Genomic DNA, 25246 nt, shown 5'->3' with positions numbered 1-25246 from the left:
ATGCCGAGTTTCGCGACTGCGGCATCGATGAGGTCGGCCTGGGCAGCCGCGGTCCAGGGCCTGCGCGACCAAACCGAGGAAGAGACCGATCTGCCTCAGAAAGGGTCGGCCTGATAGGAAGCAGCGCACCACTGCAAAAGTCGCCTGCTTTCGAACCCCGCCTAAATTCCAACCATGACGGCAAAGTCCAGGAAGAACCTGCTTCTGTTGCTTGCGGCGGCAACGGTTGGCTTATCCCTGTACAATGGTCAGCTTGCACGACGGGCGTTGGCCGTACGTCCGCTCGGGCGCTTCATCCATCTCCAGGGAACGAAGCTGCATTTCCTGGAGGCGGGCAGTGGGCAACCGCTTCTGCTGTTGCACGGCAATGGCGCCTCGGCGGAAGACTTCACGACAAGCGGCATCTTCGACAGAGCCGCCGCCAGATATCGCGTACTTGCCTTCGACAGGCCCGGCTTCGGCATGAGCCCACGCCCAGCGGGCAGACCCTGGACCGCGGCTGCCCAGGCCGACCTCATCGATGCCGCAGTCGCGAAACTCGGCATTGAGCGCTACATGGTTGTCGGCCATTCCTGGGGGGCAGCGGTGGCGATCGAAATGGCGCGCCGGCATCCCCGGTCGGTTGCCGGCGTCGTTGTCGTCGCCGGCTATCATTACCCGTCGCCGAGACTGGCCCTTGCCGTCTCCGCGCTGCCGGCGATTCCGCTGATCGGGACGGTGCTGCGCCACGCTGTGCTGCCTTCGCTGGTCAGGCTGAACTGGCGGTGGGCGATGAAGAAGATTTTTCATCCGGCAACGATCGCGATCCCTTTCGCGACTACGACAAGAGGATTGGCGAGCCGGCCCTCGCAGCTGCGATCCATCTCCGCTGAATCCTTCCTGATGCTGGCATCGGCACTTTTACCAAATCGCCGATACGCCGATATCGCTGTCCCTTTCGGTATAGTTGCCGGCGCCGGCGATCAGCTGTTCGATGCCAAGGCCGAAGCGCTGCGGCTGCAAGGCGAGATAAGCCAGGCGCTGGTCGATATCGTGCCGGACGCCGGGCACATGGTGCATCAAAGCAGGCCTGAGGCGGTCTTAGCCATGATCGACAAGATTGCGGCACTTGCCGGCGTTGATGACAGGGCGGAGCCAAGCGGCTCCGTTTGATTAGGGTCCGTGGTCCACAGACAATGTCATCGCCGAGATTCGGCTCGCTCCCAACGAGGACCAGCCATGCGCCCTGCAGCAGGCAATCGGCGGTGTTGCATGCCTATGCCAGCGGCAACTTTGCAAAGCTAGGCAGGGCATGGACACGGGCCAGCCTCGATTGCGCGAATCCCGAGCGCAGAGGAACTTTCCCGTGCCTGCGGCTTTATCATCGTGATTTTCAAGCGATTGCAACGAGGGGAAGATGTTGCGCACCGTTGCCCGGCCGTCTCGGGCCTTCCTGCCCCTGCTGGCGCTGGCGGTTGCCTCCTGCTCCTCGTCTGATACCGTCGACCAGCAATCGAAGCTTGCAGCCTCGACGGCGCAGGCGGCGGTGCTGGTGAGTGATGCCTGGCTCGCTGGCGCCGCGCCCTCACGCTACGCATCATCCGCCTTGCAATCGTTTGCCGAGACACTCGCCGACGCCGGCCGGCAAGTGGAATCGGCGTCTCCGTCCGACCGGGCAAAGCGGGACGCGCTGGCAGAGACTCTCAGCCGGCTGTCGAACGCGGCAAAGCGGGCCAAGCACGCGGTCGAGGCCGAACAGCACGCCGAGGCCAGCCAGGCGCAACAGGAGCTTCGCGCCGCGCAAGGCGATCTCGCCACCGCCTATCGACAGTATTTCTCGCCCGGCCGATGAAGAAGCTGTTGGAGATATCGCTCGGTGTCGTCACCAGCGTCGGCGGATTCCTGGAGGTCGGGTCGATGGCGACGGCAGCACAGGCCGGCGCGCTGTTCGGCTTCCAGCTCATCTGGGCGGTCGTGCTCGGCACGATCTGCATCATCTTCCTGGTCGAGATGGCCGGTCGCTTCGCTGCGGTCAGCCATCACACCATCGCCGACGGCATCCGCGAACGGTTCGGCTTCAATGCGTTCATCTGGCCGCTGCTTGCAGTCTTGCTGGTCAACTTCCTGGTGCTTTCCGCCGAGATCGGCGGTGTTGCCATTGCTGCCGAGCTTGCCACTGGGATCAGCTTCCAGTGGTGGGCCTTGCCGGTGGCTTTCCTGGCGTGGCTGCTGCTGTGGAAAGGCACGTTCGGCCTCATCGAGAAAGGGGTGTCGATGCTCGGCCTCGTCACGCTCTGCTTCGTCGTCGCGGCGGTGATGCTTCGGCCTGAATGGAAAGAAGTGGCTGTCGGCGCCGTGCCCAGCCTGCCGCACCACGACACGGCGAAATACTGGTTTATGACCGTCAGCATTCTCGGCGCCTCGATCTCGCCCTACCTTTTCATGTTCTATTCCTCGGGCGCGATCGAGGATGAGTGGGACAAGAGCTATCTTGGTACCAATCGAGCAATCGCCGGTCTCGGCATGAGTTTCGGTGGCACGATCTCCGTCGGCGTTCTGATCGTGGCCGCGCTCGTGCTGGGCGCTCATGGCGTTAACGAGGTGGACGACTACAACCAGCTTCCGCTGATGCTGATCCCGATATTCGGCTTCTGGGGTTTCGTCCTTTTCGTTGCTTCTCTGGCCATCGCCTGCTTCGGCGCCGCCCTGGAAGTGGCTCTGCAGCAGGCGTATCTTCTCGCGCAGGGGTTCGGCTGGAACTGGGGTGAAGATCTCAAGCCGCGCGACGATCCTGGCTTCAGCCTCGTCTACACGCTGACGCTCTTCCTCGCCGCCGTTCCGATAGCGCTCGGCCTCGACCCGTTGAAGCTCACCATCTTCTCGATGGCCCTGACCGCGGCCAGCCTGCCGCTGACGGTCGTGCCGTTCCTTTTCCTGCTGAATGACGAACGCTATGTCGGCCAGCACCGCAACGGCGTGTTTTCGAACGCGGCCGTGATCTTCGTCATCGCGCTCGGCTTCGTGCTGGCGGTGGTGACCATTCCGCTGCAGATATTCGGAGGCACATGATGCAGCTTCTGCGCGACATACTGGACAAGCAGGTCGTCGATCGCGAGCAGGTCAAGATCGGCAAGGTGGATAGCATTGTCGCCGAGCTCGGCCCCGGCAAGCCTCCCAGGGTCACTGCCGTTGAACTCGGCTCGATCGCGCTGGCGCGACGGCTTGGCTCGGCGCCCGCACGCTGGACAGCGAAACTCGCGGCAAGGCTCAGCGGCAGGCGGCAGGCACGGCCGCACCGGATCGCATGGAACAAGGTGCACGACATCGGCGTCGATATCGAGTTCGACATCGACGTGCGCCGGACCAGGATCTTCGCCTGGCAGGACTGGCTGCGCGAACATGTGGTCGGTCGAATCCCGGGAGCGTGAGCATGGCGACCGTGCACCTCGATCACCTTGCCGGCAGGCGCGTGTTCTCCGAGCACGGCAGGAGCATCGGCTATATCGAGGAAATCATCGCCGAGCGGGACGGCAGCGACCTTGTCGTTACCGAATTCCATGTCGGGATCTTCGCTGCGTTCGAGCGCTTGTCCGCCTCAACCATCGGCACGGCGCTGCTCGATTTCTTCGCGTTGCGGCGCCGTGAAGGCCTTTATCGCATTCCCTGGAACAAGCTCGATATTTCAGATCCGACCCGCCCCAGACTGCTCTGCCCCGACGAGGAGCTTGCCGCTTTCAAGGCGCAGCCCGAGGGTAAATGACGATTTGCTAAAAAGCTGCCCGTGCGGGGGAACATAGCAGCCTGCGCGAAGTTGGGACTGGCATGGAGGAGGCTGCGCCATGAACAGTGTTATCTATCTCATCGGCCTGATCGTCGTCGTGCTCGCGGTGCTTTCCTTCCTCGGTTTTCACTAGGAGGCACCATGCAGCGCGAGAACGATCGGGGCCGCGAGCCCGCCGACTTTGCTAGGGCAAAGGACGAAGTTTCCGACAGGATCCAGGAAGAAACGCAAAGGGCCGGCGAAGCGCTCCACGATGCCCGCGACGAGGTCGCCCGCAGGGCTGGGGCATATGCGGCCGAAGCCCAGCAGGCCGCCACGGAAAAAGCCGAGCAGACGCAGCGCGATATCGGATCGAGCCTGTCTGCTTTCGGCGGCGCCCTGCGCGCCGCGAGCGATCACCTGGCCGAGAGCGATCAGAGCGCGGCCTCGCAATTCATGCAGGAGGCGGCGAGCGGGCTGGAAAGGCTGTCCTCCTCGTTGAAGGAAAAGCCGTTCGGGCAGGTGCTCGAAGACGTCCAGTCTTTTGGCCGTCAGAATCCTGGAACGCTCCTTGCCGGTTCGGTTCTGGCGGGGCTTGCGCTTGGCCGATTCATCAAGGCTTCGCCGCGCGGCACGACGCAGGGCGCGGCCACGCCTGGATATCCCAGCCAAACCGGCACGGAAACGAGCGCCGGCCGGGATAAATCTCCAGCCAACTGGGGTTCCGACGGCGGCATGCCAGGGAAGGCAGCGGAGTTGAAGAAATGAGCACCCAGGATAATCCAAGTCTCGGCACATTGGTCGCCGATCTGGCGCAACAGGTAAGCAGGCTCGTTCAAACGGAGGCCAGGCTCCTAAGGGCGGAAATCTCGGAGAGCGCGACCAAGGCCGGCGCAGGCGCCGTCGAGGTGCTGGGCGGCGCGGTATGCCTGCTCGCCGCGCTTTTGGTGTTGCTGCAGGCGCTTGTCATCGCCCTGGCTCGGCTTGGCCTGGGCGCCGGGTGGTCCGCCTTGCTCGTCGGCGTAGTGGTTGCCGTTCTGGGCGTGATCCTGTTGCGGACGGGCATGGCAAGCATGGCGCCGGCTGAGCTCGCGCCGGACCGCACACAGGAGCAGCTCAAGCGTGACGTGAACGTGATCAAGGAACAAGCGCGATGACAGACAAATCCGCAGCCGAGCTCGAACGCGAGGCGGAAGCCACGCGCGCAAGAGTGGTGGCGACCGCCGACTCCATTCGCGACAAGATGACCCCCGGCCAGCTCTTCGACGAGTTCACGGGGCTTTTCAGGAATGGCACAGGCTCCGACATGCTCCACAACCTGAAGGTCCAGGTTCGGGACAATCCGTTGCCCCTGACCGTGATCGGCGCGGGCCTGGCCTGGCTGATGTTGGGCAGCGGCGCTTCGACCGCGTCGGCTGGTGCCGATGGCGTGACGCGGCGCGGTCCCGGGCTCGATCACGGAGCATTCGGTGCGGGAATGGGTTCCAGGGTCTCGGATGCGGCCGACTCTGTTGGCGAAGCGGCCAGCGGAGCCACCGCAACTGTCTCGGGAATGGCAAGCGAAGCAGCCGGTACAGTGTCGGACATGGCAAGCAGCGCTGTGGACACACTCGCAAGCTCGGCGGCAGCCACGGCCGATATGGCGACAAGCGCCGGCCGGTCCGCGCACAATCTGCTTCAGGACCAGCCTCTCGCTGCGGCGGCTGTCGGCCTCGCCATCGGAGCTGCGATCGGCGCCATGCTGCCTCACACGGAAGTCGAGGATGAGCGATTGGGTGCCTATCGCGAGAGACTTCGGGAAAGCGCCGAAGAGACTTTGAAAGAAGGCCTCGACGCCGCAAAGCAGGTCGCGGCCGAAGCCTACCAGACCGCGAGCGACGAGGCCGGGCGGCAGGCGTCGGGCGAAGGGACGCTGGCCGATAAGGTTAGCGATGTCGTCAAAGCCACGGCCGACAAGACCGACGAGTCGGTGCGCCAGAAGCTCTCCGATTCCGATCCGTTCTCCTCGCGGAAATCGTAATCGGAACTCACGTTCAAGGAACAATGCACGCCGCCGGCGGTTCGGGCGGCGTCAGATCGACGGAGACATTAAATGGCTGAATCGCGCGAATGGCTTGTCCAATGGTTGAGGGACGCTCACGCCATGGAGGAGCAGGCAGAGACAATGCTGTCGGGACAATTGAGCCGGATTGAGAGTTACCCTCAGCTCAGTGAGCGAATTCGCACTCATCTGGAAGAGACGAAAGAGCAGGCAAGGCGGCTGAAGCGGTGCCTGGACGGCCTCGACGAAGGATCGTCCATGCTGAAGGATGCCGGCGGCAAGCTGACCGCCACGGCGCAATCGATCAGCGGTGTGTTTGCCGGCGACGAAGTCATGAAGGGCTCGCTGGCGAGCTACACTTTCGAACATATGGAAATCGCCTCCTACACGATCCTCATCGCCGCGGCCAATGCCGCAGGCGAGGCCGAGATTTCCCGCGTGTGCGAACAGAACCTGCGTGAGGAGGAAGCAATGGCCGAGTGGTTGAAGAGCAACCTACCGCAGGTCACGGAACAGTTCCTGGCGCGGGCGGATACAGACAGCGACAGCGCGAAACGCTGACTTTGGAAGCAGGAACAATCGGAGGTTCCACGAGTCCAGGAACATTCCTTGCTGAAAATCATTAGGTCGCTGCGGTCCTGGAGTTCCCGTGGCGATTTCGAACATCCAACTTGGCTTGCTCGACCTGAGCCTGATGCGGCTGGCGTTGGCGTTTGTCGGTCTGCTCGCCATCGCCTTCCCCGCGCTTGCCGAGCCGCAGACGATGGTGATCGGCTATCTCGGCGAACAGCGCAAACTGCCTCTACCCCTGGGGCCGTTGGACGAGGCCGTGACCGATGATGGCCTGCAGGGCGCCAGGCTGGGGATCGCTGACGACGCCGGCACGGGCCGCTTTCTCGGCCAGCAATTTCGTCTGCAAGAAAGGGTTCTAAGGCCGGGCGAAGCACCTGCCGAAGCTGTCAACGCATTCGCAGCCGCCGGCATCAGCTTCGTCGTTGCCGATCTCGATGCCGCGCAATTGCTGCAGGCGAGCGCAGCGCCTGGTGCCGAGCAGATGACGCTCTTCAACAGCCGCGACCCCGATGACGGCCTGCGTCAGGAGGACTGCCGAAGAAACGTTCTGCACACCATTCCGAGCCGCGCCATGCTGGCCGACGCCCTGGCGCAATACCTGGTCTGGAAAGGCTGGCAGCACTGGTTCCTGCTGACTGGTCCGCATCCCGGCGACCTGGCCATGGCGGCGGCCTTTCGGCGGGCAGCGACGCGTTTCGGGGCGCAGATCACCATCGACAAACCTTGGACGTTCCGGCCCGCCAACGGTCGCGTCGACACTGGACATGTCACGCTGCAGACCGAGATCCCTGCCGCAACGCAGGTCGGCGACTACGATGTTTTGGTCGTCGCCGATGAAGCCGATGAATTCGGCGCCTATCTCGAAGGGCGCACCGCCTTGCCGAGGACGGTGGCCGGGACGCAAGGGCTGGTCGCGACCGGCTGGACCGCAGTGGACGAAGAATGGGGCGCCACGCAACTCCAGGACCGCTTTCACAAGCAGGCCGGACGCTGGATGCTGCCCAGCGACTACGCTGCCTGGCTGGCGGTCAGAAGCATCGGCGAGGCGGCAACGCGGCTGCACAGCCTCGATCCGACTGCCATCGCAAAGTATCTGCGCAGCGACGATTTCCTGCTCGCCGGCTTCAAGGGGCAAGGGCTGAGTTTCCGTCCGTGGGACGGGCAGATGCGCCAGCCCATTCTGATCGCAGGCCCGCGGCTGCTCGTTTCCAGTTCGCCGCAACCGGGTTTTCTGCATCAGCGCACGCCGCTCGATACTCTGGGCGTCGACCTGGAGGAGAGCACATGCAAACTCTGATTGCGCTCGGGCTGGCGTTGGTCCTTGTTCCTCCCGCGGCGGCCGAGACGATTTACGTCTCCAACGAGCAGGACAACACCGTTGCGGTCGTCGACGGTGCGACCATGACACTGCAGGCGGCGATCGATGTCGGTCGGCGCCCGCGCGGAATGGCGCTTTCGGTCGACAAGAAGGTGCTCTTCGTTGCCGAAGGCGACGACAACCGCATCGACGTGGTCGATCTCGCCAAGCGGCAGGTCGTCGGTCAACTGCCTTCGGGCGCCGATCCGGAATTCTTTGTCGTGCACCCGGACGGCAAGCGGCTCTTCGTCGCCAATGAGAACGACAACCAGGTCTCGGTGGTGGATATAGCTGGCGCCAAAATCATCGGCACAGTCGATGTCGGCGTCGAGCCGGAAGGCATGGCGGTCAGCGGCGATGGCCGAACCGTCGCCTGCACGTCGGAGACGACGAGCATGATTCATCTCATCGACGCCGCTACGCTCGAACTCATCGACAATCTGCTCGTCGACACGCGCCCGCGCGCTGCGGCTTTCTCGGTGGATGGCAAGCAATTATGGGTGTCGTCCGAAATCCGAGGCTCCGTCACGGTCTTCGACACAGCGACACGCGCTCAAACGGGTAAGACCGAGTTCGAGGTGCCGGGGATTCGGCGTGAGGGCGTGCAAGCGGTCGGCATCGAGATGTCACGCGATGGCGCGACTGCCTATGTCGCGCTCGGCCCGGCCAACAGGATTGCCGAGGTCGACACGAAGACATTCACGGTCAGGCGCCTCTATCTCGTCGGCCAGCGACCCTGGCATGTCGCGCTCTCTGACGACCAGAAGCAACTGATCAGCGCCAACGGCAACTCCGGCGACATCTCCTTCATCGACCTGGAGAACCAGGAGGTCGTGAAATCGCTGCCGGGGGGGCGCGGTCCATGGGGCGTCGTGATTGGCCCATGAACGCCCTGGCCGTCGAGAATCTGAGCCACAGTTTCGGAAACCGGCAGGTTCTCCAGAATGTCTCGTTCACTGTCGCTGAAGGCAGAATGTGTATCCTGCTTGGCCGTAACGGCGCCGGTAAGACGACGTTGTTCTCGCTGGTGACCGGTCTCTATTACGCGCGCACCGGGCTGGTGCGCGTCTTCGATATGGCGATGCAGGCGAACCCCTCCGCCGCGCTCGCGCAAATGGGCGTCGTCTTCCAGTTGCCGACGCTCGATCTCGATCTGACGGCGGGCGAGAACCTGCGCTACCACGCCGCGCTGCACGGACTTCCGACGGAACTGAGCAAGGCGCGCTCACGGGAGGAATTGAGCCGCCTCGAAGTGCTGGACCGGATCCATGATCGGACCCGAGCGCTATCCGGCGGCCAGCGCCGGCGTGTGGAGATTGCGCGGGCGCTGATGCACGGCCCGCGTCTGCTGCTGCTCGACGAGCCGACCACCGGGCTGGATGTGCCGGGACGTCGCGCGCTCGGGCGCCATGTAAGGGCGCTTTGCCGCGAGCGTGGCATTGCCGTGCTGTGGGCGACGCATTTTCTTGAAGAGGTGGCGGCCGACGATGATGTCGTGGTGCTGGATCGGGGGAGGGTATGCTGGGCTGGCCGTGCGGATCGCATAGCGCCCGAGGTCAGCGCAGGGAGCATCGCTGAAGCATTCGCCTTGCTGACGGGGTCGCCATGAAGGTGCGTCACGCGTTAAGGGCGCTCGACGGCATCTTGCGGCGGGAAATGATGCGCTCGCTCCGGCAGCGCGCGCGCCTCTTCTCCGCAATGGTGAGGCCGCTGGTCTGGCTGGCGATTTTCGCGGCCGGCTTCCGCTCCGTTCTCGGCCTGTCGATCACGCCGCCTTACCAGACCTATGTTCTCTACGAGGTCTATGTGGTGCCTGGACTGGCGGCCATGATGCTGCTGTTTCATGCCATGGCGAGCTCGTTGGCCATGGTTTATGATCGCGAGATGGGCAGCATGCGCCTGTTGCTGACGGCTCCGCTGCCGCGTTGGTATCTGCTTGCCGCTCGCCTGCTGGCCAGCGTGGTTGTCGGCCTGCCGCTCGTCTATCTGTTTCTTTTCGTGGCGCGCTTCTGGGACGTGCGGCCGCCGGCCCTGGGCTATGTCGCCGTGTTCCCGGCGCTCGTGCTGTCGGGCTTGATGCTCGGCGCGTTCGGTCTGTTGGTCTCCTCGATGTCCACTCAGATGGAAAACTTCGCCGGCGTGATGAATTTCGTCATCTTCCCGATGTTCTTCGCCTCGACAGCGCTCTATCCGATCTGGCGCCTCGCTGAAGCCGGCCGGGTGCTGGCGACGATCGCCGCCTGGAATCCATTCAGCTCGGCGGTCGAGTTGATCCGCTTTGCGCTCTACCTGCGGTTCGACATGGTTTCCATGCTCGTTGTTGTCGCCTGTCTCGTGGCATTCTTCCTGGCGGCGGTGGCCGGCTACGATCCCGGTCGCGGCCTGTGGTCCCGGCGTAGCGGCGAGGGCTGATCATCTGAGGGCATAGAGATAGGCCGCGATGTCGCGCGCCTGCTGCTCGGTGATCCTTGTCGAGGGCATGGCGGTGTGCGGATTGATTTCCCGCGCCGAGCGGATCCAGCGGACCAGGTTCTCCGGGTTGTTGGCAAGCACACCGCCGATGTAGACGCGACCGGCGAGGCTGCCGTCGAGTCGGGGCCCGACCTGACCTTGCGCCCCAGGCACGCCGGGAATCGTATGGCATCCGGAGCAGCCATTCCCGGTCATGATCGGAATGGCGCGCGCGCCCATGCCCCCGGTTGCCACGTCCGACTCGTTTTGGACACGTCCAAGCCGGTCGATCCACAGGCTTGCCGCCGCGATCGCGATGGCCAGAAGCACGACCCCGACGATGACACCGCCAAGCGGCCTAGCCAGGTCGGAGCGCATGGGCCGCCTCCCTCGTTCCGCTGTTCCTTATCCAGAGGCCGGCAAGCAGCAAGGCGGCTCCGCCATAGATCAGCCCGGCCGGCACCCACATCACCAGCCCGGCGAGTTGCTGATCCTCGACCGGGCTCAGGCGCCAGAGCGCAGCGCCGGAGGCATTCTCCGGATACCAGAGTCTTGGCGAGACCAACAGCAGCACGCCGAGCAAGCCGGTGTGAAGCGAGGTGAAGAACAGATGCATGACGGAGATACCATAGGTCTGCTGGCGCCCGGAGCGCGGCAGAAGCACCGACCAGAACAGCAGGGCGGTGCCGAGGAAACTCGCGTGCTGCGCATAGTGCAGCGCGCCCTTCTGCAGCGCTGCCTCGAACAGGATCGGAATATGCCAGATCCAGATCGCTATCCCATGGAGGATCGTCGCGCTGAGCGGGCGAGCGGCGAAGGTCCAGGCCCCCTGCAGCATCCTGCCATGGGTGAGCTTTCCCGCTCCTCGGCGGAGTGTGGCGGGCAATCCCCACATCAAGGCCGCGCCGGGCCAGGCGGCGACAAGGAGCGGCGCCGCCACGGCCATCAGCAACTCGTGCTCGATCATATGGGCAGAAAACACCCGCTCGCCTAGCGCATGGATCGGGCTCACCAGCGCAACGGTCAGCACGCTCCACCCGGCCGCGAACAACAGAGCTTGGCGAAGCCGTTCGGGACGGCCTCTGCCGCTGCGACGCCATAAACGGCCCGCGCCGATCCCATAGATCAGTGCTATCGCCGCCAACGGAAGCGTGATGGGAAACGCCAACGTCCATCCGGCCTCCGGCGCACCGGCGCCGTAGCAGATCGAGGTCGAGAAGAGGGCGTCGAAGCTCATCGCAAGCACTCGTCGAGGATGAGGGCGGCGCTGCCCTGCATGATGATGACGAGGGCGAACAGCAATGCGGCGAGGATGCCCAGATCGGCGACGAAACGCTCGGTGCTGCGCGTGCGCTCCGGCTTGAAGGCCGCGCCGCCTTGTCGCTTCGCCCGCCATGACAGCGTGCCGCCGAGCAGGGAAAACACCGCCAGCAAAAGCGCCACCGGGAGCACCACCTGCACCTGGCGATTGCACTGCCAATGAACGAGGGCGTAGTTCAACTGCGTTGAGATTGCCCAGGCCAGAGGCCCCGACAACAAACCTCCCCAGGACGTGCCCAGCCGCAGCGCGCGCATCTCAGCCTAACCTCGGTAGCCAGTAGATGAGCAGGTAGATCGGAATCCATGTCAGGACCACGAAGTCCCAGTAGAAGACATTGTCGCCGACGTCGCCGAAGCGACGGCCGCTATAGCCATGATGCGTGAACATCAACACCGTCAGGACAATCGTGTCGCCGACATCGGTGATCAGATGCGTGGTGTGGAGACCAAGCAGCACCCAGAGCATCGAGCCGTAGGCGTTCGTGTCCCAGTAGATGTTCAGTGCCGGAAACTCGAACCAGCGCACGACAAAAGGTGCGAGGCCGAGCAACGACATCACCACCATGCCGATCCGAACCGGCCCCATGGAGCATTGCTTGGCGTAGCGGTTGAGGATGTGGTTGGGCACCAGGCTGACGATGAGAAGCAGCGTCACGATCGTTCCCGGCCAATGATTGGGCGCCGGGGCGCTCAGGCGCCAGTCGGGCCACAAGGTCGCGAGATAGAGGTAGGCTCCGGCGGCCAGCGCGAAGCCCATGCCTTCCAGCGCCATGAAGCCGAGCGTGCCCCACCACGTCGGGCTGCGTGGGCCAAGTCCAAAGGTCGGGAGACCGGCAAGATCGATGGCAGGACGCTGGTTCATTCCTCGTCCTCCGGATCGCCCTTGGGCCAGAACCAGCCGACCAGGGTGACGGCGATCGGCGCGGCCCCCCAGACGATCGCCCAGGGCGTGAAGATCGAGTAGAGGAAGGTGGCGCCGACGGCGATCGCAGCCAACAGCGGCCAGATCGACGGCGTCGCCGATTTTTCGCGGATGTCGGGATAGGCTTCCGCCACGGTGGATACGAGCAATTCGCGAACGTCGACGCGAAGCCCGGTCGCGACGGGAAGCGCCCCGCGTTCGGCCCAGAGCGGCTCGACATTCGTCACGACCGGAATGCGAGCGAAATTGTAGCTGGGTGGTGGTGAGGACGTCGCCCATTCAAGCGTGCCGGCATCCCAGGGATTGTCGCCAGCGGTCGCGCCCCTTAGCGCGCCATGGACCAAGTTGAAGGCGAACAGCACGAAGCTCAGGAAGAAGAGCACCGCGCCGGCGCTTATGAAGAGATTGATGTTGCCCCAGCCGAGCTCGGCCGGATAGGTGTAGACCCTGCGCGGCATGCCCCACAGCCCGACGATATGCATCGGGAAGAAAGCCGTGTTGAAGCCGATCATCGCCAGCCAGAAATGCCAGCGTCCCAGGCGCTCGCTCATCATGCGTCCGGTGATTTTGGGGAACCAGAAATAGGCGGCCGCGAGCAGCGGAAAGACCGAGCCGCCGATCAGCACATAGTGGAAATGGGCGACGACGAAATAGGTGTCGTGCACCTGGAGGTCGAGCGGCACGGAGGCGAGCATGACGCCGGTGAGGCCGCCGATGACGAAGGTGAAGAAGAAGCCGAAGACGAACAGCAGCGGCGTGCGGATCACCGGTCTGCCGTCCCACAGAGTGGCCAGCCAGCAGAAGATCTGAACGCCGTTGGGGATGGCGATCAACATGCTGGACGCGGTGAAGAAGCTCGCGCCAAGCTTCGGCAGCCCGGTCGCGAACATGTGGTGGACCCAGAGGCCGAACGACAGGAAGCCGACCGCGATCAGCGACAGGACCAGCCCGAGATGGCCGAAGGCCGGGCGGCGGGCGAAAGCAGGAATGATCGCCGAGACCATGCCCGTCGCCGGCAGGAAGATGATGTAGACTTCGGGATGGCCGAAAAACCAGAACAGGTGCTGGAACAGAAGCGCGTCGCCGCCCTCGGCCGGGTTGAAGATATGCGTGCCGACGAGCCGGTCGAGGATCAGGAACGTCGAGGTGATCATCACCGCCGGCATCGCGAAGACGACGACGAAGGAAGTGACCAGGAGGGCCCAGACATAGAGCGGGATCTTGTCCAACGACATGCCTGGCGCGCGTTGCTTGAACACCGTCACGATGGTTGCGACGGCGACTGCCAACGAGGACACTTCGGTATAGGTGATCATCTGCGCCCAGACGTCGGCGCGCTTGCCTGGACCGTATTCCGGCCCGGACAGCGGCACATAGGCGAACCAGCCGACATCCGGCGCCATCGCAAGGGCGAAGGACACCCAGGCGAAGAGGCCGCCTGAGACATAGATCCAAAAGCTGAAGGCGTTGAGACGGGGGAAGGCGATGTTGCGGGTGCCGACCATCAACGGGACCAGATAGATGCCGGTCGCCTGTACGATGGGCACGGCGAACAGGAACATCATGGTGACGCCGTGCATCGTGAACAGCTGATTATAGAGATCCGGACCGACGAGCCCGCGCTGCGGGCCCGAGAGCTGGATGCGCATGACAACGGCGTTGAGCCCGCCCAGACACAGAAAAAGGAAAGCGGTGATCAGGTAACGGCGTGCGATGACCTTGTGATCGACGCTCGACAGCGCGCCGATGATGCCGGGAGGCGTCCGCCACGTCCGCGTAAGCCAGTGATGCAGGCTGGCGTCGTCCATGCCGGTGTCGCGCGGCCCGTCATGCTCGGGTGCTATATCGCCTTTTGCGGACGCTTCGCGCTCCGACGGCAGATCACGTTCGCTGGTGAGGTCCGCGCTGCTCATTTCAGCCCCTCGAGATAGGCGACGATGGCGTTGAGCTCGTCGCCGCTCAGATCGACCACCGGCATATGCGAGCCGGGCTTCACGCCCTGTGGGTCGGCGATCCAGGCAGCGAGATTGCCGCGGCTCATCGCCAATGTTCCGGCCGCAAGCGTCTGCCGACTGGCGACATGGGTGAGATCGGGCGCGACCGTTCCGCCCGCGGGCGTGCCGCCGATCTTGTGACACATCACGCAGGGGCGTTTCAGGAAGAGGTTCTCGCCGGCCTTGGCCTCGTCGCTCGTTGGAGCCGCGGCCGGCTGCAACTGGTCGTTCCACCAGGCGTCGAACTTTGCGCGCGGCTCGGCGATGATGAAGGTGCCCATATTCGCGTGCTGCGCACCGCAGAATTCGGCGCATTGGCCGCGGTAGACGCCGGGCTTGTCGGCCTTAATGTCGAGCACATTCATTCGGCCGGGAACGAGGTCGAGCTTGCCGGACAGGCTTGGAACCCAGAAGGAGTGGATAACGTCGGTCGAGGTGAGAAGAAGCCGCACAGGTTCGCCGGCGGGAATATGGATCTCGTTCGCCGTGGTCAGGATGCGGCTCGGCGTGGCATCCTCGTAGCGCACCTCCCACCACCATTGATGACCGGTGACGCGAATGGTCAGCGCGGCGTCCGAGCCGATCGCCGCAAGCGTCCTGTTGGCGAAGAAGCTGAGCAAGGTCAGCCCGACCAGGATCACGGCGGTCAGCCCGACGGCAATCATCACCGCGCGCAGCTTGCGATTGTCGGCGCCGGCGTCGAGCACGAGCGGGTCGATATGCAGCCGCGAGCGCATCGTCAGTGGCACGGCAAGGGCGATCATCACCAGCGCCCACACCACCGCGCACAGCCCGGTGAAAAACCAGATCAGCCATGCGAGTTCGCTCGCCGCCGGGCCTTTGGGGTCGAGCGCCGACTGCCAGCCTGCGCATCCCTGAAGCAACAGGGTGATTGCCGTAGCTAACGCAATCGATGCGAGGCGTTTCACGGCGACTTCCCCAGCGTGGCGGCATCCGGCATGCGGTTTTCGGATGGATGCACCATCATGTCGTCATTGCGCGACGGCGCGGCTGAGGAGGGCGCATTCCCGCTCAAGGAGCGAACGAAGGCCGCAAGCTCCCAGATCTGGTCGTCGGGGATCTTGTCGCGGAAGCTCGGCATGCCGTTCGGACGGCCGTCGCGGATCGTGGCATGGATGCTTTCCATCGAGCTGCCATAGATCCACTTCTCGTCCATCAGCGCAGGGCCCATGCCGCCGCCGCCATTGGCATGGCACCCCGAACAGTTGAACCAGCCGAACAGGCGCTTGCCTTCGCTCAGATGAAAGGCGTTGGCCTCGAAGCTCGCCGCTTTGTTGTCCGCGGGGGACGGCCGCTGCCCACCAGGTTCCAGCGTTGTCACCGGGATCGGCTGCTCGCCTGAGCCGAGCGCCGATTGCGGGCGCGTATCCCGCTCTTCGCGCTGGCAGGCAGCAAGGGCCAGTGATGCGGACAGGAGCAGCGCGACGACCGGCCTCATCGCACTGGGCTCCCGGAGGCATCGAGGCGCGGCACGCCATATTGAGCCAGCAAGGCGTCTATCTCGGCCTTGTGCCTGGCCAAGGCTGCGTTCACATCGCCACGCAGCGCGTCGTCCTCGCGGCGCACGCCCATTGAGATGTCGTAAATCATGGGCAGTTGCGGGCCGTCTACGCGCGGTGTGACCGGCGTGATGCGCAGCGGCACCTTCTGCTTCTGGGCGAAATAGCCGGCGAGCGGACCCCAGACCACTGCGAGATCGATCTCGCCGTTCGCCACCGCATCGACGATGCGCGCCGGCGGATTGGGAGCAGCGTAATCGCCGTAGACGGGATAGCCGATGAGATGCCCGACGATGCCGCGGCGGCCAAGCGCCCGGACAGGAGGCGAGTTGGCGCCGTCGTCGCCGATGAGCTGAACGCCGATGCGCAGGCCGCGCAGCCGCGGGTCGTTGAAGGAGGTCACGTCAGGGCCGTCCTGGCGCGTCACGAAGACATAGGAGGACCGGTAGTAGGGCGTGGTGGTGCGCAGCATTTCGAGATTGGCAGGCGTGCCGGGCACGAGATCGCAAAGCCCGGCCTTCAGTGTGTTGCGCACGAAGCCGCGGCGCTGCGCCCACCAGGTGTAAGTGAGCTTGGCGCCAAGATCGTCGGCGACGATCTCGGCGATCCTGTTCTCGAAGCCCTGACCGGCCGCGTTGGAAAAAGGTAAGTTGTTCGGGTCGGCGCAGACCCTGAGCTCACGAGGGCCAGCCGTCGCCGGCAGGATCAGCAAGGCGAGCGCGGCGATGCCGAGCGCCATGCGCGTGAGCAGCTTCTCGGCCACGCCGTGGATCAAGCCGAGCACATCAGGGCAGACGGAACACATAAAGCGTGCCTCCCGCCGTGGTCGTGTTCTTCAGGTCCTTCATGACATTGACGAACCCGAGCGCGGCCGTGGCATCGCGCGGGTCGAGGTCGCCCGACACGATGGCGCCTGCCCAGCCGCCGACGCCGGATAAGATGGCCACATATTGGTGGCCGTCCGGGCCGCGATAGGTGATGGGTTGGCCGATGATGCCGGACGAGGTCTTGAACTGCCAAAGCAGGTCGCCGGTCTTGGCGCTCACCGCCTTGAACCAGCCTTCCATCGTTCCGTAGAAGACCACATCGCCGGCGGTCACGACCGCGCCGCTCCACACGGGGAAATTCTCCTTGAGGCTCCAGGCGGGTTTTTCGGCGGCGATATCCCAAGCTGTGAAGGCGCCGCGATTGCCGCCTGGCCCGGGGATCATGCGGACGTTCATTCCGACATAGGGCGTGCCGGCGATGTAGTTCACCTCGACGCCCTCTTCGTCCATGCACAGATTGTTGTGCGGGATGTAGAGCAGGCCGGTCTTCGGCGAAAAGGCGGAAGGCTGCCAGTCCTTGAGGCCCGAGGCGGTCGGGCAGATGTCGCGGACAACCTTGCCGGTACCCGTCAGCTTGTCGGGGTTTTCTATCAGGCGGCCGGTCTTGAGGTCGACGCCCTTGCTGGAATTAACGGGGCCATAAGGTTTTGCGGACAGGACTTCGCCGGTCGTCCGGTCGAGGACGTAAAGATAGCCGTTGCGTTCCGGGCGGACGAGCACCTTGCGCGGCTTACCCTGCCAATTCATGTCGAGCAGGACCTGCTCGTTGATGCCGTCATAATCGTGAAGATCGTGCGGGGTCCACTGGTAGAACCATTTCGCCGCTCCGGTATCGGCATCTCGGGCAAAGATGCCTGACGTCCATTTGTTGTCGCCGGGCCGCAAGTCGGGATTCCAGGGACCGGGATTACCGGTGCCGTGGAAGATCAGGTTGAGATCCGGATCGTAGGAAATCCAACCCCACATGTTGCCGCCACCGATCTTCCAGGCTTCCGGCGGCCATGTCGTGACGCCGAGGTCCTTGCCCTTGTCCATGTCGTAATGCGGCTTGAAGTCGGGTCCGATCAGCACCTCCTTGTCGGGGCCGGTATTGTAAGCCGTCCACACGACATGACCGTCGCCGGCGTCGAGCGCCTTGACCCAGCCGCGCACGCCCATCTCGCCGCCGGAATTGCCGACCAGCACTTTGCCCTTCACCACCAGCGGCGCCATGGTGATGGTCTCGCCAATATTGATATTGGCGATATGGGCGTTCCAGATCGGCTGGCCGCTGTTCGCGTCGAGCGCGATGGTGTGGCCGTCGAGCGTGTTGAAGAAGACGCGCCCGTCCGCAAAGGCCGCGCCACGGGTGACCACGTCGCAGCAGGCCACCCCTTGCGCGGCCGGTTCGGGGTTGGGCTCGTATTTCCATTTCATCGGCGCGCCGGGCTTGGAGAGGTCGAGCGCGTAGACGATGTTGGGAAATGGCGTCACGATATACATTGTGTTGCCGATAACCAGCGGCGCCGCTTCCTGGCCCTTGTTCACCCCGGTCGAGAAAGTGAAGGCGACCTGCAGGTTCTTGACGTTGCCCTCGTTGATTTCGGCGAGCTCGCTATAGCGGGTCGAGGCGTAGTTCTTGGCCGGCATCGTCCATTGCCCGTCATCGGGCGGTGCGGCCGTGGCAGGCGGAGAGATCGCAGGTGCTGGCGGGGGCTGTGAAGCGGCCGTCAGCAAGGGCGCGCAGACCAGCAGCGTGGCAGTAAGAACGCCAAAATGTTTTCGAGATGCCGGCGCGCGGTCGGTACATACCGGGTCACCGCAGAATGCTGCAAGTTGCGTTGCTTGCTTCATTTCGGCGTCGAACCTCCGACGCCGGCACCGATTTCCGCCGCAATGTCGGCCTCGTGGCCGGCGCAAAGCGGATGACCCCAGCCGGAGGCGCTTTTTCCGCCGGGGTCGAGATCGTAGATGATGGCGTCCTTGCGATTGGGATTGACGCCCGCAGGAACCTTGTCGAAGCCGAGGGCTGCGCGAACGCGCCAGGCAATATTATGATCGGCGCAAGAGGAATCGCCGCTGACACCGAGGCCACCGACAATGGCCTTGCCGTCGTACAGAGCCAGGCCTCCGCCGAACACGACGAGGCCTCCGATCGGCTTGCCGACCAGCGGGTCACTGGCGCTCCCAAACGTTTTCGGGTCGCCTGCGTAAGCCGCTGCCCCGTTGACGGGGTTGGTGGCCTGCAGACCGAACAGCGGCCCTCCGGGCTGCACCCCGGCATAAAGATTGGCTGTCGAAAGCGCCATGTTCGTCAGGCTAAGCCCATTGGCCGTGTTCGCTTTCTCGGCCGCAATCAGCCGGCTGCCCGGCCACTGCGCGTCGACCGTCGGTCCACTGAAGGCAACCGCGCAAATGGTGCCGTCGCGCGCAACGATCGCTGCCCATTCATTGGTCTCGAAGCCGCCATTGGCGGGGCCGCCGCTTGGCTTGACATTGGCCTTCAAGGCCGAGAGCAGCTTGTCGTGATCGGTCGGGCAGGGCGCCTGGGCCCGAGCAGTGCCTTGCTGCATCGAGCCAAACGCCAAGACAAGGAGGCCCAGAGCTAGTGACAAAAACCGACGATGAGCCATGACCTGAAAACGTTTGTTGATGTTACCGAACTGACAATCGGCCGCTTTGTTCCCCGAACATGGGGAAGGTCTGCACTGACGAGGTTGACTGGCGGAGGCAACTGGACCGAGAGAGGAATCGGACAGAGCCGATCGCGGCTGTTTGATACGCACACCTGTTTGTAACCGTCGCCGGTTTGCGATGTTGCCGTCTCCGGGGCTGAGATGAGCGCTTTCCGCTTCCCTGCGAGTCCGATGCAGCGGAAGGTCAGGATTTCTGAACACAAGACCGATCTGGTCGTTACAGGAGATGCTCGTCGATATCCTGCAGTTCGTCGGTGGCATCCTTCTGGTCTGGTTCACGCTTCGCGACGTCTTTGACACAGTCGTTGTGCCCGGCGAGAGCCGGGCGTCCCTGCGTCTTGCAAGCCGGATGGTGTTCGCCGGTTTGTTCGGGCTGCGCCATACGCGCAGGCCCGGCGCCGCCATCCCGGCGGCGTTCGCGCCTTTCGTGCTGGTAGCGTCCTTCACCGGCTGGATGCTGCTTCTCATTTTCGGTTTCGGGCTGATGGTGGCTGCGCTGAGCGGTTCGTACCGGCCCGCGGTCCCGACTTTCTCACAGGCGGTATTCGTCGCGGGCAGCAGCCTGGTGACGGTCGGCCTCAGCGAAACGGACGCCACCGGTCCTGCCCGTTGGGTCAACATCGCGGCGGGATTCTGCGGCCTGTCGGTCATGACGATGGCCGTCACCTACCTGCTTCAGGTGCAGACCAGCATCGGCAGGCGTGACTCCGGTATCCTCAAGATCACCACTGCGTCAGGCGATCCCCCATCCGCGGTCGCGCTGCTGGAACGCTATGCTTCACTCGGTTGCAAGGATGAGCTGGAACAGGTGCTCGTAAAGGGCAGGGACTGGTGCGCCGAGGTGCTGCAGAGCCATGCAGCGCACCCGTTCCTGATCTATTTCCGATCTCTGGAAACGGTTGCGGGGTGGCCTGCCACACTCGCCGCGTTATTGGACCTTGCGGCCATCATTGAGGCGATCGATGAGCCGAAACTGCGCGGCAAGGCTATCCTGCTGCGTGAGGAAGGGACTCACCTTGCGGACCAGCTGAGCAAATTGCTGCGGCTCGACATCGACCACCCGGAACCCGATAGAGAGGTGCTGCAGCAGGTCCTGGAACGTGCGGCAAGGGCAGGCTACGGAACCCCAAAACCGCCCGGCTTGGAGCGACTGGCCTCGCTCAGGGGACGCTACAGCCCAACTGTCGAAGCCTTGTCGCGTCATCTGGGCAGTCCGCCTGCGCCGCTTCTGCCGAACGACCGCGGTTTGTCACGCGAACAACTGGCGCAGCTTCCTTGAACTGTGCTCACATTTCGCTGTTGCCGATTATCCCTGCTTCGCCCTCGGCGAGATTGGTGACGTGCGAGGTTCTCGATGCCTGCAATCGAACGACCGGCTTGCCGGAGGAGTCCTGTCCGAAAAACACGACGCCGGCGGCCTGAAATACCTGGCGCATCGCAAGCAGCCTTTCTGGCGAGGGAAGATGGCGCCCACGCTCGAATTCGCGAATGCTCGCTTCGCTCAAATCACATTTTGCCCCAAGCCGCACCCGCGGCCAGTTCAACAAGGCTCGGGCGGCCATTACCTGCTCTGGCGTTAGAGGAGCCATCAAACATCTCCACCGCTTCTTGATCCTGGCTCGAACTGAAAGTTCAAGAACATGTTCCATTGCCGGCAAAAGCGGGCGTCAAATACCCTCGGGCCGCTATCATTTGGAACAACGATGATCGTGCATCGTTCGGTGCCGATGAAACAGCTCCTTTCAGATTTCGCGGCAATGGCGCAGCCGGGTTATTGGATCGCCCTCGGGCTTCTCGTCATCCCTTATGGAGTGGGCGTGTTTTTCCTTGTGAGGGTTTGCCACTGTATGTGATTGCTTGGCCACAAAGTCAGTCTCTTTAGGTTCGCCAGACCATACGAGAGAATACGAAGGGAATGGGGCTGGTGAGCCAGCCGCTAACATATTGATTTCTTTATAAAGTGACGACTCTCAGCGACTACCACAGCCGTTGTTTGCCAATGGGTTTCTCTGAATCGCGGCTTTGTGCCTGATGTCGGTCATCCAATCGGCATTGCCGCTTCCCGAAAGCTGCCGTCGCGTGCGAGGGCGTTGAGACATAGCGCCGCTCCCGATAATGCCAGACACGCGGGTGGCGCTGCGAGCTGTGATGCAGACGCTTTCGGCCCCACGTTTCAGCGTGGTGGGGTAGGTGTTGCGCGGGCCCAGCGCTTCGATAGCCGCCCGGCCTGCTGGTCCTCATCCGGAACATAGGTCAGCAGGACGGAGCCGTTGCCGAACACCTTCTGCGCGTCGAGCTTGAGCTTGAGGCTTGCTGGATCAATTGCGTCGTAGAGGTGCTGCCCCTTCCCGACGATGACCGGGATGATCCAGACCTGGATCTCGTCGACGAGATGGTGTTCCAGGAGCGTTCGATCCAGCTTGCCGGTTCCGTACTTGATAAGATCCTTGCCCGGCTGCTGCTTGAGGCGGCGGATCTCCTCGACGACGTCGCCCTTGAGCAGCGTGGCGTTCCAGGTCGTCTCGCCCAGGGTCGTCGAGGCGACGTACTTCGGCATCGCATTGATGCGGTCGAGGTAGGCGTCGTCCCTCACCTGCGACCAGGTCGCCGCGAAAGTCTCGTAGGTGACGCGACCGAACAGGAATGCGTCGTAGCGGTCCAGCGCGGCGAGCGCGTGGCCGCGGCTCTCCGCGTCAAAGTACGACCCGGTCCAGGCCCATGGCGAGCCGACCACCCCGTCTAGCGACATCAGCGTAGTTTCGATCAGCTTTCTCATCTGGAATCCTCCTGTTCAATGAGTGGCTGGCAGTTCATGCGGCGTGACGCGATGCACCGAAGGACATCTTCGGCCCAGCGCTCCAGCGTGGTTGCGGTGGTGTTACGCGGACCCGGCGCCTCTATCGCCCAGCGCGCCATCAATAGCGTCTCACCATTAGGCGATCCTCCCATTCGGCTTCAGAGCGAACAGCATGACGAGCGCGAACAAGGCGGCGGTCGCGGCGAATGCGGCGCTAAAGCCCACCGACGTGGCAAGTGCGGCGACGGCCAGTCCGCCGATTCCCAGGCCTGCATCATAGGCCACGTTCCACAAGGCCCCCGCGCCATCCCGTTGCGAGGGAGCGGCCCGCGACAAGACGTCAGCAACGGTTGCGCTCTGCAGCACGCCGAAGGCCATCCCGCTCAGCAGCATCCCGGTAAGCATCGCGGCTTGGCTGGGGAGGGCCAGGCAGACCGCAGCAAGTGCGCAGCTCGCAAGGCCTGCACCCGTCGGAACCTTTGGCCCATGGCGATCGACGTGCCGGGCAGAGGCCCAGCGGGTGAAGGTGGCGCCAGCACCCTGGGCCAGCAGTCCAAGCATGATCGCGCCACTGCTCGCCTCGGGATGCGCCAGTGGAAGAATGGTGACGGCAGCGCCGACGAGGATTGCGCCGCAGGCCAAGGACGTCGCCGGGATGGCAACGAGGCGCCACGCCGGCATCCTGTTGTCGCCGTCATCATCACGGCTGATATCGACCGGAAGTATGGCGGTGGCCGCGAGTGCGATAACCGCCAGGCCGCTGCCTCCCAAGGCTGTCGCGGACGGACCTAGATGAGAGAGGACCCACGGGCCGAGCGGCACCGCAAGGATTGCCGGAACCGCAGAAGCGACTCCATAGAGGCTCATTGCCTCTGTCCGACGCGAGGGAGGTGCCAACTTGGCCGAGATGCCAGAGGCGGCGACCAGCAACACGCCGAGGGCGACACCGCGGACAAGACAATTGAGGAGAAGCAGTGCAAGCGATGAGGGGAATGCCAGCAGGCAAGCGGTCCCAAGCAGGCCAAGCGCCATCACCAGCGACATTTTGCGACCGAAGGCAGCGATGATCCGTGGCGCGGCAATTTCACCGCCGATGGTGGCCGCCATCAATGCACCCGTCGCATGCCCGGCAGCATCAGCCCCACCAAGGCTCGCCGCATGCGCCGCGATCGCCGACAGAAGCAGGTAGAAGCTGCTCATCGCTGAAAACATGACGCCAGCCATTCCAAGCGTCGCGGCCGTGAAGATCGGCTCTCCAGCGTCCCTGTCCGAATGGATGGTGACTGCGGTGACGGCCATGTCGCTTCTCCTTCGCGGGTGACGAGCTACCGTGTAGCGTGCTACTGGTACAAGGAACATGACCAGTTTGGTGATAGAATTATTGTCCAGTTTGACCGCCGACTTGGCGCTGGAAATCGACCGGCAGGGCAAAGAGAGCCTGGGACACCAAGTGCGCCGGGGGCTGCTCGCGCAAATTCGCGCCGGCAGTCTGCGTCCAGGGGTCGTGCTTCCTTCGACGCGCGCGCTTGCCGCCCAGCTGGGCATATCTCGGCCGCTTATCGTCGACGCTTACGCGCAGCTGGCCGCTGAAGGTTTCCTGATCGTCCGGCACGGTGCTCGGCCGATCGTCGCATCTGGGGCGGCGCGCGTCGCCCCCCCGCTCGAGGAGAAGCCTGAACAGCCGATCCGATACGATCTCCGCCCGGCGATAGGATGTTGGACTCTTCCCGCGCAAAGTTTGGGCCAGCGCCATACGCACTGTGCTCAATGCCATCCCAGCCAACGATCTTGGCTATGGGGATCTTCGCGGAAGCCCGAGGCTGCGATCAGCGCTCGCCGACTATCTTGGCCGGGTGCGGGGACTCGTCGCTGATCCATCTCACATTTTCATCACCAGTGGCTTCACAGAAGGACGGGCATTGGCCTGCCTTGTACTGCGAGCCGTCGGGCTTCGCAGGGTCGCCGTCGAGGATCCAGGTTACAGCGATTGGGTCGCCGTCGACAAAGCGGGGCTCCAGAGGGTGCCCATCCCAGTCGATGAGCATGGAATCGATGTCGATCAACTTATCGCAACGGGTGCGGAAGGCGCATTGATCACGCCCTCACATCAATTTCCGATCGGCGGCGTGCTCAGCGCAAGCCGCCGGCAGCGCCTCGTCAGATGGCTCGCGCAACATGATGGCTATGTGCTCGAGGACGACTATGATGCCGAGTTTCGGTACGACCAAGCGCCGGTCGGAGCGCTGCAGGGTCTTGCAGCGGATCGCGTCATATATGCCGGGACTGCAAGCAAGACGCTCGCTCCGGCACTCCGGATTGGCTGGCTCGTGGTGCCGCCGGAATTGGTGCGGCCTATGGACGCCGAGCTGCGCCGGTGGAAAGAGGGATCTCCCCGGATCGAACAGGATGCTTTGGCCCATCTCCTTCAAACGGGCGCGTACGATCGGCATTTGCGGAAAATGCGGCGGATCTACCGTGGCCGTCGGAAGCACCTTCTCGATTGTCTTGCGGCAGAGCTCCCGGAACTCGAAATCGAAGGCATGGCAGCAGGTCTTCACGTGACATTACGATTGCCCTTCGAACTTACCCGGGCCGACGAAACCCAAATCGTCTCTGGCCTGCGGGAACGGGGATTGGCGACCGAGGGGCTCGGCAGGTACTCACAGACGGCAGAGGGACCGCGTCGTTTGTTCGTTGGTTATGGACGTATCACTGATAGCGCTATTGCCTCCAGCGTGAGGCTCTTGGCCAAGGCCGTTCGGGCAGCGCAGCGACATGAAGTCGGCCCTTAGTTGGATGCGGATCACTGTCGCCGGCCGGGAAGAAATTCTCCGTCAGCGATTGCTCGTTCACGAGAGTGGTAATCCTGTGAAGCACGGCGCTAACGTCCACAATGCAGCGGGAACTTCGGCGCGGACTCCCCGCAATTTCATGGCTGCAATGGTGCGGGCTTTACACAGTAGTGAAGAAACCAGCTTACTTGGGGAGAAGGCAGCGGGTCGCCTTCAAGCTCGCCTGGGTGAGCTTGGT

General features: G+C 63.6%; 29 protein-coding genes. 16 read left to right on the top strand and 13 right to left on the bottom strand.

Annotation, left to right across the window (positions count from 1 at the left end; all coding sequences use genetic code 11):
- The first annotated feature begins 267 nt into the window (after positions 1-267).
- The 13 genes from EN869_RS09655 to EN869_RS09595 all read left to right on the top strand — a co-directional run bounded on the left by EN869_RS09655 (position 268) and on the right by EN869_RS09595 (position 10122).
- The gene (locus EN869_RS09655; protein WP_245489406.1) at positions 268-1152 is read left to right on the top strand and encodes an alpha/beta hydrolase; all 885 of its coding nucleotides are present in this window, start codon (positions 268-270) and stop codon (positions 1150-1152) included.
- 244 nt (positions 1153-1396) lie between these two features.
- Positions 1397-1831, top strand: coding sequence for a hypothetical protein (locus EN869_RS09650; protein WP_127225582.1), 435 nt, complete (start codon positions 1397-1399; stop codon positions 1829-1831).
- Positions 1828-3048 (top strand): divalent metal cation transporter, encoded by a 1221-nt coding sequence (locus EN869_RS09645; RefSeq protein WP_127225583.1) that lies wholly within the window; start codon positions 1828-1830, stop codon positions 3046-3048. The genes EN869_RS09650 and EN869_RS09645 overlap by 4 nt, the downstream gene beginning before the upstream one ends.
- Positions 3048-3407 (top strand): hypothetical protein, encoded by a 360-nt coding sequence (locus EN869_RS09640; RefSeq protein ID WP_127225584.1) that lies wholly within the window; start codon positions 3048-3050, stop codon positions 3405-3407. Before EN869_RS09645 ends, EN869_RS09640 begins: the two co-directional genes overlap by 1 nt.
- 2 nt (positions 3408-3409) lie before the next feature.
- Entirely contained in the window at positions 3410-3739 is a 330-nt protein-coding gene (locus EN869_RS09635; RefSeq protein ID WP_127225585.1) for a hypothetical protein, read from the top strand.
- A 162-nt stretch (positions 3740-3901) separates the two neighbouring features.
- Positions 3902-4507, top strand: a complete 606-nt coding sequence (locus tag EN869_RS09630; RefSeq protein WP_189341228.1) for a hypothetical protein — start codon at positions 3902-3904, stop codon at positions 4505-4507.
- Complete coding sequence (locus tag EN869_RS09625; protein ID WP_127225586.1) at positions 4504-4896, top strand: phage holin family protein; 393 nt, start codon at positions 4504-4506, stop codon at positions 4894-4896. The genes EN869_RS09630 and EN869_RS09625 overlap by 4 nt, the downstream gene beginning before the upstream one ends.
- Positions 4897-4952: 56 nt before the next feature.
- Positions 4953-5759, top strand: a complete 807-nt coding sequence (locus tag EN869_RS09620; protein WP_245489404.1) for a hypothetical protein — start codon at positions 4953-4955, stop codon at positions 5757-5759.
- Positions 5760-5831: 72 nt separating this feature from the next.
- Positions 5832-6341: a DUF892 family protein gene (locus EN869_RS09615; RefSeq protein ID WP_127225588.1), complete on the top strand. Its 510-nt coding sequence runs from the start codon at positions 5832-5834 to the stop codon at positions 6339-6341.
- 202 nt (positions 6342-6543) lie between these two features.
- Positions 6544-7650, top strand: a complete 1107-nt coding sequence (locus tag EN869_RS09610; protein ID WP_245489403.1) for a branched-chain amino acid ABC transporter substrate-binding protein — start codon at positions 6544-6546, stop codon at positions 7648-7650.
- On the top strand, positions 7638-8597 hold the full coding sequence (locus EN869_RS09605) for a PQQ-dependent catabolism-associated beta-propeller protein (protein ID WP_127225589.1): 960 nt from the start codon (positions 7638-7640) through the stop codon (positions 8595-8597). The genes EN869_RS09610 and EN869_RS09605 overlap by 13 nt, the downstream gene beginning before the upstream one ends.
- Complete coding sequence (locus EN869_RS09600) at positions 8594-9319, top strand: ATP-binding cassette domain-containing protein (protein WP_127225590.1); 726 nt, start codon at positions 8594-8596, stop codon at positions 9317-9319. Before EN869_RS09605 ends, EN869_RS09600 begins: the two co-directional genes overlap by 4 nt.
- Complete coding sequence (locus tag EN869_RS09595; RefSeq protein WP_127225591.1) at positions 9316-10122, top strand: ABC transporter permease; 807 nt, start codon at positions 9316-9318, stop codon at positions 10120-10122. Before EN869_RS09600 ends, EN869_RS09595 begins: the two co-directional genes overlap by 4 nt.
- Here EN869_RS09595 and EN869_RS09590 read toward each other — a convergent pair whose 3' ends face one another.
- From EN869_RS09590 to EN869_RS09545, 10 genes are read right to left on the bottom strand one after another with little or no spacing between them, the layout of a single operon-like run.
- Entirely contained in the window at positions 10123-10539 is a 417-nt protein-coding gene (locus EN869_RS09590) for a c-type cytochrome (protein ID WP_127225592.1), read from the bottom strand.
- On the bottom strand, positions 10520-11398 hold the full coding sequence (locus tag EN869_RS09585; protein ID WP_127225593.1) for a cytochrome c oxidase assembly protein: 879 nt from the start codon (positions 11396-11398) through the stop codon (positions 10520-10522). The genes EN869_RS09590 and EN869_RS09585 overlap by 20 nt, the downstream gene beginning before the upstream one ends.
- On the bottom strand, positions 11395-11736 hold the full coding sequence (locus EN869_RS09580; RefSeq protein ID WP_127225594.1) for a hypothetical protein: 342 nt from the start codon (positions 11734-11736) through the stop codon (positions 11395-11397). The genes EN869_RS09585 and EN869_RS09580 overlap by 4 nt, the downstream gene beginning before the upstream one ends.
- A gap of 1 nt (position 11737) precedes the next feature.
- Positions 11738-12343, bottom strand: coding sequence for a cytochrome c oxidase subunit 3 (locus tag EN869_RS09575; RefSeq protein WP_127225595.1), 606 nt, complete (start codon positions 12341-12343; stop codon positions 11738-11740).
- Positions 12340-14316: a cytochrome c oxidase subunit I gene (gene ctaD, locus EN869_RS09570; RefSeq protein WP_127225596.1), complete on the bottom strand. Its 1977-nt coding sequence runs from the start codon at positions 14314-14316 to the stop codon at positions 12340-12342. The genes EN869_RS09575 and ctaD overlap by 4 nt, the downstream gene beginning before the upstream one ends.
- The gene (coxB, locus tag EN869_RS09565; RefSeq protein WP_167506999.1) at positions 14313-15326 is read right to left on the bottom strand and encodes a cytochrome c oxidase subunit II; all 1014 of its coding nucleotides are present in this window, start codon (positions 15324-15326) and stop codon (positions 14313-14315) included. The genes ctaD and coxB overlap by 4 nt, the downstream gene beginning before the upstream one ends.
- A complete protein-coding gene (locus EN869_RS09560) occupies positions 15323-15856 on the bottom strand; it encodes a c-type cytochrome (protein WP_127225597.1) in 534 nt (177 codons plus the stop codon). Before EN869_RS09560 ends, coxB begins: the two co-directional genes overlap by 4 nt.
- Positions 15853-16656: a substrate-binding domain-containing protein gene (locus EN869_RS09555; protein ID WP_245489417.1), complete on the bottom strand. Its 804-nt coding sequence runs from the start codon at positions 16654-16656 to the stop codon at positions 15853-15855. The genes EN869_RS09560 and EN869_RS09555 overlap by 4 nt, the downstream gene beginning before the upstream one ends.
- Positions 16657-16702: 46 nt before the next feature.
- On the bottom strand, positions 16703-18577 hold the full coding sequence (locus EN869_RS09550; RefSeq protein ID WP_127225599.1) for a methanol/ethanol family PQQ-dependent dehydrogenase: 1875 nt from the start codon (positions 18575-18577) through the stop codon (positions 16703-16705).
- Entirely contained in the window at positions 18574-19296 is a 723-nt protein-coding gene (locus EN869_RS09545) for a heme-binding protein (protein WP_127225987.1), read from the bottom strand. Before EN869_RS09545 ends, EN869_RS09550 begins: the two co-directional genes overlap by 4 nt.
- Before the next feature lie 349 nt (positions 19297-19645).
- Between EN869_RS09545 and EN869_RS09540 the strand changes: the two genes are divergently transcribed.
- A complete protein-coding gene (locus tag EN869_RS09540; RefSeq protein WP_127225600.1) occupies positions 19646-20698 on the top strand; it encodes a hypothetical protein in 1053 nt (350 codons plus the stop codon).
- Between the two features lie 7 nt (positions 20699-20705).
- Here EN869_RS09540 and EN869_RS09535 read toward each other — a convergent pair whose 3' ends face one another.
- Positions 20706-21008, bottom strand: coding sequence for a helix-turn-helix transcriptional regulator (locus EN869_RS09535; RefSeq protein WP_127225601.1), 303 nt, complete (start codon positions 21006-21008; stop codon positions 20706-20708).
- A gap of 114 nt (positions 21009-21122) precedes the next feature.
- Between EN869_RS09535 and EN869_RS34340 the strand changes: the two genes are divergently transcribed.
- Positions 21123-21272: a hypothetical protein gene (locus tag EN869_RS34340; RefSeq protein ID WP_167498474.1), complete on the top strand. Its 150-nt coding sequence runs from the start codon at positions 21123-21125 to the stop codon at positions 21270-21272.
- Positions 21273-21592: 320 nt separating this feature from the next.
- Here EN869_RS34340 and EN869_RS09530 read toward each other — a convergent pair whose 3' ends face one another.
- The gene (locus tag EN869_RS09530) at positions 21593-22195 is read right to left on the bottom strand and encodes a dihydrofolate reductase family protein (protein WP_127225602.1); all 603 of its coding nucleotides are present in this window, start codon (positions 22193-22195) and stop codon (positions 21593-21595) included.
- Between the two features lie 156 nt (positions 22196-22351).
- Complete coding sequence (locus EN869_RS09525; protein WP_167506998.1) at positions 22352-23515, bottom strand: MFS transporter; 1164 nt, start codon at positions 23513-23515, stop codon at positions 22352-22354.
- Between the two features lie 461 nt (positions 23516-23976).
- Here EN869_RS09525 and EN869_RS09515 point away from each other — a divergent pair, with 461 nt between their 5' ends.
- The gene (locus EN869_RS09515; protein ID WP_167506997.1) at positions 23977-25008 is read left to right on the top strand and encodes a PLP-dependent aminotransferase family protein; all 1032 of its coding nucleotides are present in this window, start codon (positions 23977-23979) and stop codon (positions 25006-25008) included.
- Positions 25009-25246: the final 238 nt, after the last annotated feature.

The organism is Mesorhizobium sp. M2D.F.Ca.ET.226.01.1.1, from assembly GCF_004022705.2.
GTDB lineage: Bacteria > Pseudomonadota > Alphaproteobacteria > Rhizobiales > Rhizobiaceae > Mesorhizobium.
Note: the sequence above shows the minus strand (reverse complement) of the source record. Positions and strands in the feature narration are given on the sequence as shown.